This is a genomic window from Micromonospora sp. DT46, from assembly GCF_049841735.1.
Taxonomy (GTDB): domain Bacteria; phylum Actinomycetota; class Actinomycetes; order Mycobacteriales; family Micromonosporaceae; genus Micromonospora; species Micromonospora reichwaldensis.
Window position 1 is genome coordinate 393,203 of the sequence record NZ_JBNCKW010000001.1, and the last position, 12,529, is coordinate 405,731.

The 12,529-nt window shown below is 73.3% G+C and carries 8 protein-coding genes; 5 read left to right on the forward strand and 3 right to left on the reverse strand.

The features are described 5' to 3' along the window. Positions 1–152: 152 nt before the first annotated feature. The 3 genes from ACLQ20_RS01775 to ppc all read left to right on the forward strand — a co-directional run bounded on the left by ACLQ20_RS01775 (position 153) and on the right by ppc (position 4,757). Positions 153–734 carry a hypothetical protein gene (locus ACLQ20_RS01775; protein WP_327030495.1) on the forward strand — a complete coding sequence of 194 codons (582 nt, stop codon included), beginning with the start codon at positions 153–155 and terminating at the stop codon, positions 732–734. 70 nt (positions 735–804) lie between these two features. Next, positions 805–1,842 carry a hypothetical protein gene (locus ACLQ20_RS01780; RefSeq protein WP_358115484.1) on the forward strand — a complete coding sequence of 346 codons (1,038 nt, stop codon included), beginning with the start codon at positions 805–807 and terminating at the stop codon, positions 1,840–1,842. A 128-nt stretch (positions 1,843–1,970) separates the two neighbouring features. Beyond that, positions 1,971–4,757, forward strand: a complete 2,787-nt coding sequence (gene ppc / locus ACLQ20_RS01785) for a phosphoenolpyruvate carboxylase (RefSeq protein ID WP_327030493.1) — start codon at positions 1,971–1,973, stop codon at positions 4,755–4,757. A gap of 114 nt (positions 4,758–4,871) precedes the next feature. Here ppc and ACLQ20_RS01790 read toward each other — a convergent pair whose 3' ends face one another. Next, positions 4,872–5,648, reverse strand: coding sequence for a hypothetical protein (locus ACLQ20_RS01790; protein ID WP_327030492.1), 777 nt, complete (start codon positions 5,646–5,648; stop codon positions 4,872–4,874). A 184-nt stretch (positions 5,649–5,832) separates the two neighbouring features. After that, the gene (locus tag ACLQ20_RS01795) at positions 5,833–6,993 is read right to left on the reverse strand and encodes a hypothetical protein (protein ID WP_327030491.1); all 1,161 of its coding nucleotides are present in this window, start codon (positions 6,991–6,993) and stop codon (positions 5,833–5,835) included. A gap of 186 nt (positions 6,994–7,179) precedes the next feature. Here ACLQ20_RS01795 and ACLQ20_RS01800 point away from each other — a divergent pair, with 186 nt between their 5' ends. Continuing rightward, the gene (locus ACLQ20_RS01800; protein ID WP_327030490.1) at positions 7,180–8,358 is read left to right on the forward strand and encodes a DNA recombination protein RmuC; all 1,179 of its coding nucleotides are present in this window, start codon (positions 7,180–7,182) and stop codon (positions 8,356–8,358) included. A gap of 162 nt (positions 8,359–8,520) precedes the next feature. Then, positions 8,521–11,790: a S8 family serine peptidase gene (locus ACLQ20_RS01805; protein WP_425853955.1), complete on the forward strand. Its 3,270-nt coding sequence runs from the start codon at positions 8,521–8,523 to the stop codon at positions 11,788–11,790. Between the two features lie 253 nt (positions 11,791–12,043). Here the strand turns inward: ACLQ20_RS01805 and ACLQ20_RS01810 are convergent, their stop codons facing one another. After that, positions 12,044–12,499 (reverse strand): hypothetical protein, encoded by a 456-nt coding sequence (locus ACLQ20_RS01810; protein WP_327030488.1) that lies wholly within the window; start codon positions 12,497–12,499, stop codon positions 12,044–12,046. Positions 12,500–12,529: the final 30 nt, after the last annotated feature.

A 12,529-nucleotide genomic window follows, 5' to 3' on the forward strand; every position in this document is an offset into this window, starting at 1 on the left:
TGGTCCGGCCCGCCGGGACGCTGGCGGACGGCCTCTAGGCTGGCCCCGCCGAAGTTGATCGAGTATTCGGAGGCCGCGTGAGCACCCCCGCCGGACATCCGCCGCAGCCCTTCCACCACGGCCCACCGCACGGCGGCCCGTGGGGAGGCCCCGTGCCGCCGCCGGTGACCAGGCGCATCCCGGAGGACCAGCCCTTCGTGGTACGGCCCAACGTCGCGAAACGCGGCCTGCTGATGATGGGGGTGGTGCTGGTCCTCATCCTCCCGATCGCCTGCTGCGCCGGTCTCGGCATGGTGAACTCGTCCGATCCGCAGCTGCGCTCCCAGTCCGTGGTCGCGATCCTCGGCGTGGTGGGCTGCCTGCTGGCCCTGGTCGCCCTGCCGCTGGGGATCCAGCTCTGGCTGATCGGTTCCGGCGGCCCGGTGCTGGCGCTCGGCCCGGCCGGGCTCTGGATCCGCACCCGGCCGACCCGGGGCCAGGCGATCTGGCTGCCGTGGGAGGGCGTCGCGCGGATCTCCCGGCGCCGGTGGAGCCTGGAGAAGATGCTGGTGGTCACGCCACGCGACGCGCGGGCGCTCCAGCACCTCGGGGCGTTCACGGCGCTCGACAGCGCGGCCCTGAGCGCCTTCTACGGCTCGGGGCTGGTCGCCACGCTCAACTTCGCGGACCGGTCCGAGGCGGAGATCATGGCGGCGGTCGCCCACTACAGCGCGGGCCGCTGCCAGCTCACCTGACCGATGCGGCACCGGCGGCCCAGGCCGGGAAACGTCACATTCCGGGCACGAGCCGCCCTAGGCTGGCGGCGTGGACCAGGAGATGCGCGACGGGCTGCCGCGTACCGCCGCGCTGCTGCTCGGCACCCTGGTGCTCGCCACCGCGTTCATCACCGCGTACGTCGGCGCGCTGCACCGTCCCACGCCCCGCGACGTGCCGGTCGGGGTGGTGCGCGGCGACCAGAAGGCACAGGCCGTCCTCGCCGCCGTACGCAACCAGAGCGACACCCTCGACGCCGTCGAGTACGCCGACCCGCGCGCCGCCGACGACGGCCTGCTCACCCGCGAGGTGTACGGGGTGCTCGCCACCGGCGCCGAGGGCGGGCTGGTGCTGACCACCGCGAGCGCCGCAGCGCCGGCCGCGACCGACGTCGTCGTCCGGGTCCTCGACACCGCCGCCCGGCAGGCGGAGATGCCGCTGCGGGTCACCGACGAGGTGCCGGTGGCCGCGACCGATCCGCGCGGGCTCGTGCCGTTCTACCTGGCCGTCGGGTACGTACTGGGCGGCTACCTCGCCGCCACCGTGCTCGGCCTGGGCAACGGCACCGCCCCGCGCAGCCTGCGCCGCGCCGGGCTGCGGATCGCCGCGCTGGCCGGCTACAGCCTGGTGCTCGGGGCCGCCGGCGCGATCGTGGTGGGACCCGTCCTGGACGTCTGGGACCACGACCTGTTCGGCGTCGCCGCGAGTGGGACGCTGGCGGTCCTCGCGGCGGCGATGATCGCCTCGGCGGTGCAGGGCTGGCTGGGGCTGTTCGGCACCGGGCTGGTGATCCTGCTGCTGGTCGTGCTCGGCAACCCCGGCTCCGGCGGCATCTACGCCCCCGAGTTCCTGCCGACCTGGCTGCGCGGCATGCACCGCTGGAACGTGCCGGGGCTCGCCACCGACCTGCTCAAGTCCGTCGTCTACTTCGACCGCCGGTCGACCGGTTGGCCCATCGCCGGGCTCACCATCTGGACGGCGCTGGGCGTGGCGGGTGTGCTCAGCGCCACCCCGTTCCAGGCCCGCCGTCGCGCCGGCCGACGCACCGCACCCGGCCCCACCAGCGAAGATGCGCCCCGCGCCGGCTGAGACGCGAGGAACGGCTCCTTCCTCTGCCGCAGACGATTGCAAGGGTCCCCTCCTTCCCTGCGGGGGACGCGGATACGATCCAGGGAGTCGGACAGCGCTGTCCTTCGTACTCGCGTAAGGAGCGCATCGTGACCGACCAGCACGACCACGACGGCCCCGACGCCGCCCTGCGGGCCGACATCCGCCGCCTCGGCACCCTGCTCGGGCAGACCCTCGCCCGCCAGGAGGGCAGGCCGCTGCTCGACCTCGTCGAGGAGATCCGCGCCCAGGTGCGCTCGGACGCCCCCACCGCCGCGCAGCGCCTCGCCGGCCTGGACGTCACCACCGGCACCAAGCTGGCCCGCGCCTTCTCCACCTACTTCCACCTGGCCAACATCACCGAGCAGGTGCACCGGGCCCGGGAGCTGCGGCGCCGCCGGGCGGTGCAGGGCGGTTGGCTGGACCAGGCGGCCAAGATGATCGCCGAGCGCGGGGTGCCGGCCGAGGAGATCGCCGCGGCGGCCCGGCGGCTGGCGGTACGGCCCGTCTTCACCGCCCACCCGACCGAGGCGGCCCGCCGGTCGATCCTGTCCAAGCTGCGCGCCATCGCCGACGAACTGGACACCGAGACCGCGAACGCGATCCTCTACGGCGCCAGCGACGAGGGCCCGGCCAACCGCCGCCTCGCGGAACTGCTCGACCTGATGTGGCAGACCGACGAGCTGCGGCTGGACCGGCCGGACCCGACCGACGAGGCCCGCAACGCCATCTACTACCTGCGCGACCTGTACGCCGAGGCCGCCCCGCAGGTCCTCGACGACCTCGCCGACACGCTGCGCACCCTCGGCGTGGAGACCTCCCCGACCGCCCGGCCGTTGTCCTTCGGCACCTGGATCGGCGGCGACCGCGACGGCAACCCGTTCGTCACCCCGGCGGTGACCCGCGAGGTGCTGACCATCCAGCACGAGCACGGCATCGCGGCCACCGAGAAGGCGATGGACCACCTGATCGACGAGGTGTCGGTGTCCCGGCGGCTGCGCGGGGTGTCGCTCGACCTCTCCGCGAGCCTCGCCGCCGACCTGGACGCGCTGCCAGAGGTGGCGGCCCGGTTCCGCCGGGTCAACGCCGAGGAGCCCTACCGGCTCAAGGCCCGCTGCGTGAAGGCGAAGCTGGCCAACACCCGGCAGCGGCTGCGCCAGGGCACCGCGCACGTGCCCGGTCGGGACTACCGCGGCTCCGCCGAGCTGGTCGCCGACCTGGAACTGCTGCGCGCCTCGCTGGCCCGCAACGCCGGCCAGCTCACCGCCGTGGGCCGGCTCGCCTCGACCATCCGTACGGTCTCCGCGTTCGGGCTGCACCTGGCGACCATGGACGTCCGGGAGCACGCCGAGGCGCACCACGCGGTGCTCGCCCAGCTCTACGCGGCCGTCGGCGAGGTCTCCGACTACCCGTCGCTGAGCCGGCAGGAACGCACGAAGCTGCTCGCCGACGAGCTGACCGGTCGCCGGCCGCTCTCCACGCTGGACACCCCGCTGACCGAGGCGACCCGCAAGACGTTCGACGTGTTCGGCACCATCCGCGAGGCGCAGGACCGGTTTGGCAACGAGGTCATCGAGTCGTACATCGTCTCGATGACGCTCGGCGTGGACGACGTGCTCGCCGCCGTGGTGCTGGCGCGCGAGGCCGGCCTGGTCGACGTGCACAGCGGCCGGTCCCGGATCGGCTTCGTGCCGCTGCTGGAGACCCCGGCCGAGCTGAACACGGGCGGCGAACTCCTCGACGAGCTGCTCTCGCTGCCGGCGTACCGGGCCCTGGTGGCGGCGCGGGGCGACGTGCAGGAGGTGATGCTGGGCTACTCCGACTCCAACAAGGAGGCCGGCATCACCACCAGCCAGTGGTCCATCCACCGGGCCCAGCGCGCGCTGCGCGACGTGGCGGCCCGGCACGGCGTACACCTGCGGCTCTTCCACGGCCGCGGCGGCACGGTGGGTCGCGGCGGCGGGCCGACGCACGAGGCGATCCTGGCCCAGCCGTACGGCACCCTGGACGGCGCGATCAAGGTCACCGAGCAGGGCGAGGTCATCTCCGACAAGTACTCCCTGCCGTCGCTGGCGCGGGAGAACCTGGAGCTGACCCTGGCCGCGGTGCTCCAGGCCACCCTGCTGCACACCGCGCCCCGGCAGCCCGCCGAGATGCTGGAACGCTGGGACGCCGCGATGGATACGGTCTCCGACTCGGCCTTCCGGTCGTACCGGTCGCTGGTCGAGGACCCGGACCTGCCCGCGTACTTCTGGGCGTCGACGCCGACGGAGCTGCTCGGCGCGCTGAACATCGGCTCCCGGCCGGCGAAGCGGCCGAACACCGGGGCCGGGCTCGCCGGGTTGCGCGCCATCCCGTGGGTGTTCGGCTGGACCCAGACCCGGCAGATCGTGCCCGGCTGGTTCGGGGTCGGCTCCGGCCTGGCCGCGGCCCGCGAGGCGGGGCTGGAGGACGTGCTGGCCGAGATGCACCGCAACTGGCACTTCTTCCGCACGTTCCTGTCGAACGTCGAGATGATGCTCACCAAGACCGACCTGAGCATCGCCCGCCGCTACGTCGAGACGCTGGTGCCGAAGAAGCTGCACCCGATCTTCCACAAGATCGAGCAGGAGTACGAGCTGACCAAGCAGGAGGTGCTGGCGGTGACCTCCTCGCCGGCCCTGCTGGAGAACTCCCCCGTGCTCCAGCGCACCCTGGCCGTCCGCGACACGTACCTGGAGCCGCTGCACCACCTCCAGGTCGCCCTGCTGCGCCAGTACCGGGAGTCCGGGGCGGCGGGCCGGGCGGTAGCCACGGCGCCGGGCGGCCGGCGTGCACCGAGCGACGGTACGGCGCTGGAGCGGGCGCTGCTGACCACGGTCAACGGCATCGCCGCCGGCATGCGCAACACGGGCTGAGCAGCGAGGAAGGGCACCTTTCCGCGCTTCCCGCAGCGGAGGGTGCCCTTCCTTCCCACGGCACCGCCGAGCCGGCCAGCGCTGTCGGTACCAGTCTTGCCGTCGGTGTCGGCCCTACCAGTCGCCGCCGCCGAAGTCACCGCCGCCGAAGTCGCCACCCCCGAAATCTCCGCCGCCGAACCCGCCGCCGCCGAAGTCACCGCCGCCGGCCTCGCCGCCCTGCTCGCCGAATCCGGTGCCGTCGCCGAAGCCCTCCTGGTAGCCGGCCTCGTAGCCGTACCCGGGGTCGCCGAAGCCGGGCGAGAAGAGCGCGTCGGCGATCAGCACGCCGCCGAGGACACCCGCGCCAGCGCCCAGCGCGGTCTTCCACCACGGGGTGGAGTACCAGCCTGCCGGCACCGGCCGGCCCTGGTAGCGCCCGCCCGGGTAGTAGTAGGGGGTGTCGCGGCCGGGCTGCGGGCCGGCCTTGAAGGTCTGCCCCTGCACGTCGACCTGGCGCTCCCGGGTGAGCTGCCCGGCGCCCTGCGCGGCGGCCAGCGGGGGCAGCTCGGGGCCGGGGTCGATGCCGAGCGCCACGCGGGCCGCCCGGGCATATGTCAGCCCCTCCAGCGCGGTCTCCCGGGCCAGGCGGTACTGCTCGACGCTGCGGGCCTGCTCCAGCTGGCTGCCGGCCGCGTTGTAACGCTCCCCGGCGTCGACCAGCGCCTGGCGCACGGCCGGGTGGTCGCCGTGCAGGTTCATCACCTGGCCGCCGAGCCGCTCGTACCAGCGCTGGGCGTCGGCCCGCGCGTCGGCCAGGCGGCGCTCCGCCCGGGCGGCGCTCTCCCCACGCCACCAGACGACCGCACCCACCAGCAACACCACGAGGATGAGCAGCGGCAGATATCTCATGTCTGCGACGTTACCCAGGCCAGGCCAGCGCCACGCCTCCGATCGACGCAGCTCGGCTGCGCGGATCGGAGGCAGGGCCGAGGATGTCCGGGCCAGGCCCAGCCGGGCGAGGGCAGGGGCGGGCCGGGGCGGGTCCCGGGCCGGGGCGGGGCGCAGTCCCGGGCCGGAGCGGTCTCCGGCCGGGCTAGTGTCGTCGGCCGAGGTTCCACACGACGGCGTGCACGTCGCCGCCGGTGGCGGCCAGTTGGCCGGCGACGAGCCCCCGGTCGTTGACGAAGCCCACCCGGCCGCCGGAGCGGCCGAGATCCAGGGGGCCGAGGTCGACGCCGCGGCCCCACACCCAGGCCACGCCGTGTTTCGCGCCGCTGGCGACGGTCGCCTCACCGACCACGGTGCCGGCCTCGTTGATCGCCATGGCCTGGCTGTACGAGCCGCCGAGAGTGCCCAGATTCGTGACGACGCCGTGGTGCCACCGCACGGCGCGCATGTCCGTCGGGGTCTGCGCGCTGCCGGCGACCTGCCCGCGTCCGTTGACGCCCACCGGGTAGCTGTCGGTGCCGCCGAGGGTGCCGAGATCCGTGAAGACACCGTCGTACCACAGGAAGGCGTGCCATCCGGAGCCGTCGACCCGCATGGTGCCGACCACCTGGCCCCGGTCGTTGATGCCGGTGGCCATGCTTGTCGCGCTGGCCGGCGGCGTCAGCCGGACCAGCCTGCCGTCGCGCCACAGCGCCGCCTCGGTGCTGGACCCGTCCGCGCTGTTGGTGAAGCCGACGACATCGCCGCGGTCGTTGATCGCCGCCGCGAGGGTGTCGCCACCGCGACCGGGCAGGTCCGTGCTGATCCCGTTGCGCCAGCGGAACGCCCGGCCGTACTGGCCGCTGTCGTCGGTGTATCTCGTGCCGATCACCTCGCCGCGCTCGTTGACGCCGAGGGCCGAGGACGGCCCGTGGACGGCGGAGAGGTCGGTCATGACGCCGTCGCGCCACCGGAACGGCCTGGTCCGCCCGTCGGCCAGGACGGTGGTGCCGACCACCACGCCCCGCTCGCTGACGGCGACGCCGTGGCTGTCCGTGCCCAACGTGCCGAGGTCGGTCAGGGTCCCGTCCCGCCACACGAACGCGTGGACGCGGCCGTCGGCGGTCTGGCTGTCGCCGAGGACCAGCCCGGAGTCGGTGAGCCCGACGGGGACGCTCCAGTCGCCGCCCAGCGTCCCGAGGTCCCGCCAGCCGCCTGCGCCCCCGGGCGGTGCGGCGACCACCGCGACCGGCGTGGCCAGGGCGGCGAGGAGGACTCCCGCCGCCGTCACGACGAGTGTCCGTACGGGACGCAACCGACCAGCCATGCCGTCTCCCTCCGAGGCCCTGTCGTCACTCTGAGCCATGTCGTCGCTTCCTGTCTGCCCCGGAACGGCCAAACCCCGCCGCGCCGCTCGGCACGATCGGCCACAACGTCCATCCGCGACAAAGGCGGCGGGTGCGACGAGAGCGGCACGGCGGCGCGCGGCGCGCCGGTCTGGCAAGCTCCGGGGGTGGACTTCTCGACGCTGGCCGTGGTGATCGTCTGCCTCTCCGCCGGGGGCGCGGCGGGCTGGTACGCCGCCCGGACCCGCTCGGCGACCGAGATCGCCCGGCTGGACGCCACGCTGCGGGCCACCCGGGAGGGCGAGGGCCGGCTCGAACAGTCCATGCGGGCGCTGAGCTACGAGGCCACCGCGCAGTCCCAGGAGGCGGTGGCCCGCGCCGTCGCCCCGCTGCACGACACGCTGCGCCGCTACGAGCAGCGCGTCGCCGAGCTGGAGCACGACCGGATCGACGCGTACGCCGAGCTGCGCGAGCAGGTCCGCTCCATGAGCACGGTCTCGGGCGAGCTGCGTACGGAGACGAAGCAGCTGGTGGCGGCCCTGCGCGCACCCCAGGTGCGGGGCCGCTGGGGCGAGCACCAGTTGCGCCGGATCGTAGAGGCGGCCGGCATGCTGGAGCACTGCGACTTCTCGGAGCAGGTCACCGCCGCCACCGACCACCAGGGGGTCCGTCCCGACCTGGTGGTCCGGCTGCACGGTGGCCGGTCGGTGGTGGTGGACGCCAAGGCGCCGTTCGACGCCTACCTGACGGCGATGGAGGCCCGCGACGAGCGGGGCCGCGACACCCACCTCGACGCGCACGCCAAGCACCTGCGCGGACACGTGGACGCGCTGGCCGCCAAGACCTACTGGGCCGCGTTCGACAGCACGCCGGAGTTCGTGGTGCTCTTCGTGCCGGCCGACCCGTTCCTCGACGTCGCGCTGCAACGCGACCCGACGCTGCTGGAGCACGCGTTCGCCCGCAACGTGGTGCTGGCGACCCCGGCCACCCTGGTCGCGCTGCTGCGTACGGTCGCCTACTCGTGGCGGCAGGAGGCGCTGGCGCGCAACGCGGTCGCGGTGCACTCGCTGGCCCGGGAGCTCTACGGGCGACTGTCGACCCTGGGTGAGCACGTCGGCAAGCTCGGCTCGTCGCTCGGCGGCGCGGTGACCGCGTACAACCGGGCCGTGGGGTCGTTGGAGGCGCGCGTGCTGGTCAGCGCCCGCAAGCTCGCCGAGCTCGGGGTCTCCGACCAGGAGCTGGCCGCGCCGGCGCAGGTCGAGCTGGCGCCCCGTCAGCCGCAGGCCCCGGAGCTTCTCGGAAACGCTGAGGCCGGGGCGCCGAGCGGTCGGTCGGCACTGGACTGACGGCCGATACCTATCATCGCCGATGTGACAATGGACGCTCACCCATGTCACGAAGTGGTCACAACGAACTCCACGGTAGTGACAGTGACCAGCGGCAGCGCGAAGGATTCGCCTCACGCGTGCCCTGCATCTGAGGGCCCTGTTCTCTGGAGGAAAGAGAACGTGAGCAAACCCCGAAACCTGAGCCGGCGGACCTCCGCCGCGCTCTTCGCGTCGGTCGTGGCGGCCAGCGCGGTGACGGTGGCCGGTGGTGCCGCCACCGCGAGCGCCGCGCCGACCGCCGCACCCGACGCGTCCCAGGCCACCCCTGTGGAGGCGCTGGGCTCGCACGACGCCAAGCTGCTCGCCGAGGCGGAGGCGAAGAAGGCCCCGACCGTCACCCTGATCGTGGCCACCAAGAAGGGCGAGGCGAAGGACGTCGCCGCCGACCTCAAGAACCTGGGCGCGGCCGTCACCGAGCGGTACGACAGCATCGGCTACGTCCTGGCCAAGGTCCCCACCTCCAAGGTGGTCAAGGCGGCCACGCTGCCCGGCGTCTCCGCCGTCGACCTGGACGAGACCATCCAGCTGCCCGACCCGACGCCCGAGGTCGCCCCCTCCGGCAAGAAGGCGGCGAAGCAGGCCACGACGCTGACCGGCCCGGGGGCCGACACCCCGGCTGCCAACCCTTACATGCCGACCAACGAGATCGGCGCGGTCGACTTCGTCGCCAAGAACCCCCAGTGGGACGGCCGCGGCGTCACGATCGGCATCATGGACTCCGGTGTGGACCTCGGTCACCCGGCGCTGCAGAAGACCACCACGGGCGAGCGCAAGATCGTCGACTGGGTGACCGCGACGGACCCGTTCGAGGACGCCACCTGGCGCCCGATGCTCACCGAGGTGACCGGTCCGACGTTCACCTCCGGTGGCGCGACCTGGAAGGCCCCGGCGGGCACCTACCGGTTCAACCGGTTCAGCGAGTCGATCACGGCCGCCAGCGACCCGGCGGGTGACGTCAACCGCGACGGGGACCGGACCGACACGTTCGGCATCCTCTACGACCCGGCCACCCACAACATCTGGGTGGACGTCAACCAGAACAACGACTTCACCGACGACGCCCTGATGCGGCCGTACAAGGAGAAGTTCGACGTCGGGCACTTCGGCACCGACAACCCGGCCACCCCGGTGGTCGAGCGGATCCCGTTCGTGGTCGAGTACCGCGAGGACGTGGACACCGCCCCCATCGGCGGTCCCGGCCTGGTGGACTACGTCAACATCGGCATCGTCGAGAGCACCCACGGCACCCACGTCGCCGGCATCACCGCCGCCAACGACATGCTCGGCAACGGCGCCTTCGACGGTGCCGCGCCCGGTGCCAAGCTGGTCTCCGCCCGGGCCTGCTCGTGGGGTGGCGGCTGCACCTACGCCGCCCTCACCACCGGCATGGCCGACCTGGTGATCAACCGCAAGGTCGACGTGGTCAACATGTCGATCGGCGGTCTGCCGGCGCTGAACGACGGCAACAACGCCCGCGCCGAGCTGTACAACAACCTGATCACCACCTACGGCGTGCAGATGTTCATCTCGGCCGGCAACTCCGGCCCGGGCCTGAACACCATCGGCGACCCGTCGGTGGCCGCCAACGTGGTCAGCGTCGCGGCGAGCATCAGCAAGGACACCTGGCTGGCCAACTACGGCTCCGCGGTGAAGACGAAGAACGCGCTGTTCAACTTCTCCTCCCGGGGCCCGCGTGAGGACGGCGGCATCAAGCCGAACATCGCCGCCCCCGGCTCGGCCATCTCCACCGCCCCGACCTGGCAGCCCGGCAACGCCGTCCCCGAGGCCGGCTACCCGCTGCCCCCGGGCTACGCGATGCTGAACGGCACCTCGATGGCCTCCCCGCAGGCCGCCGGCGCCGCCGCGCTGCTGCTGTCGGCCGCCAAGGCGACCGACAAGGGCGTCACCCCGGCCGCGCTGCGCCGGGCGATCTACAGCTCGGCCAAGCCGATCAAGGACGTCCCGACGTACGGCCAGGGCTACGGCATGTTCGACGTGCCGGGCGCGTGGAAGCTGCTGCGTAAGGGCGTGGAGACGCGTTCCTACACCTCCGAGGCCCCGGTCTGCACCGTCCTGTCCGGTCAGCTGGGCACCCCGAACCTGGGCACCGGCCTCTACAACCGTTGCGCCTCCACCGAGGGTGGGCAGCGGATCGGCCAGTCGAAGAGCTACCAGGTCAAGGTCACCCGTACCAGCGGGCCGGCCGGCACCGTGAAGCACAACGTGGGTCTGCGTGGCAACGACGGCACCTTCACGGCGCCGAAGACCGTCTCGCTCCCGCTGAACAAGACCGTCACCGTCTCGGTCACCGCCAAGCCCGCCACCGCTGGCGCGCACGGCGCGATCATGACGATCGACGACCCGGCCACCTCGGTGATCGACTTCGAGGTCTCCACCGTCGTCGTCGCCTCGAACGACGTGAAGAAGCCGAACTTCTCCTTCTCGACCGAGGGCTCGGTCGACCGGAACGGCTTCACCTCGTACTTCGTGACGGTTCCGCCGGGCACGGGCGCCCTCCAGGTGAACCTCTCCGGCATCGCCACCGGTTCGCAGACCCGGTTCATCGCCTTCAACCCGTACGGCGTTCCGGTGGAGAGCACCTCCAGCCTCGCCTGCTACACCAACTTCTCCGACGCCAACGCCTGCAAGCCGCAGGAGCGCGACTACCAGAACCCGATCGCCGGGGTCTGGGAGATCGAGGTGGAGTCCCGTCGGACCTCGCCGTCGCTGAACAACCCGTTCCAGCTCACGGCGCGGGTGCAGGGTGTCGCGGTCGAGCCGGCCGTGGTCGAGCTGCCGTCGGTCACCGCCGGTGCGGCGACCCCGGTGACCTGGTCGCTGACCAACACCTTCGGCCCGGTCGCGGTGACCGGTCAGGGCGGCCCGCTGTCCAGCGTCCACGCTGAGCGGCCCACCATCACCGAGGGCACGTCGCAGGAGTACACCGTGGAGGTGCCGGCGGGCGCGACCCGCTTCACCGCCCGGATCGGCAACCCGGCCAGCGCCGCGGCCGACCTCGACCTCTACGTCTTCCGCGGTACCGCGGAGGTCGGTCGGGCCGCCGACGGCGACTCCGAGGAGGCCGTGACCATCAACAACCCGCCGGCGGGCACCTACCGGGTGGTCGTCGAGGGTTACGCGGTGGACGGGGCCGGTGGCAGCACCGCCTACGACTACCGGGACTCGTTCTCCGCGGCGGCGCTGGGCACCCTCTCGGCGCCCGCCACCCCGCTCAACCTGGCCCACGGCGCCACCGCCACCCTCACCGGTACGGTGACCGCCCAGTCCACCCCGGTCGCCGGTCGGGCGCTCTTCGGTGAGCTGTCCGTGGTGACCACCGAGGGCGCGGTCGTCGGCCGCGGTGCCGTCTCCATCGGCGCCGTGAACTGACCCGTCCCGCACCGGAACACCGGAGCCCGTCCCCACCCGGGGGCGGGCTCCGCCCGTTGCGGTGACCTCCGTCGCGACGCGGGGTGCTCGGGCCGCCCGACACAGCACGGACGGACGCGCTCGCCACGTCCGTCGCGACGCAGGAGGCTCGGGCCGCCCGACGCGGCCACGGACGGACACCCTCGCCCCTGGCGGGCAGGCACACCCACGTGCGGCGGACGGCCGTCCGGTCAGCCCTTGCGGGCGGAGCCGGTCAGCCCCGGCGGGCGGTCTCGACCAGGAAGGGCGTGCCCTGCTGGCAGGTGGTGAGCAGGTCGCGCTGGACCCGGCCGGTGACCGTGACCTTGGCGCCCGGCTTCAGCAGGTCACGCGGGCCGCCGATCAGCAGGTAGTTGTCGAGCAGCAGGCAGTTGGGCTCCACCCCGGAGGTGACGGTCCCGTTCAGGGTGGTGCCGCCGGCCGGCGGCGTCTTCGTCGGCCCGCCGCTGGGCCTCGTGGGCGGGGGCAGGGCCGGCCCCGTCGGGTCCACCGGGTCGCCAGGGGTCGGCGGGACCGCGGGGCTGCTCGGATCAGGGCTGGGCGGGCTGGTCACCGGCTGCGCTCCCGTCGGGGTCGGGGTGGGGGTGTCGCCGGTACCGTCCTGCCCGCCGCAGGCGCTCAGCGCCACGCAGACGGCCAACGCGGAGACGGCGAGCCGAAGAGTCCTCATACCCTGGTCTGACGCAGCGGGACCGCCCAC

What these genes read in the sequence shown, in the direction of transcription:
- ACLQ20_RS01790 (WP_327030492.1), bottom strand. Translation starts at nt 5,648, where the DNA reads ATGAGATATCTGCCGCTGCTCATCCTCGTGGTGTTGCTGGTGGGTGCG.
- ACLQ20_RS01795 (WP_327030491.1), bottom strand. Translation starts at nt 6,993, where the DNA reads ATGGCTGGTCGGTTGCGTCCCGTACGGACACTCGTCGTGACGGCGGCG.
- ACLQ20_RS01810 (WP_327030488.1), bottom strand. Translation starts at nt 12,499, where the DNA reads ATGAGGACTCTTCGGCTCGCCGTCTCCGCGTTGGCCGTCTGCGTGGCG.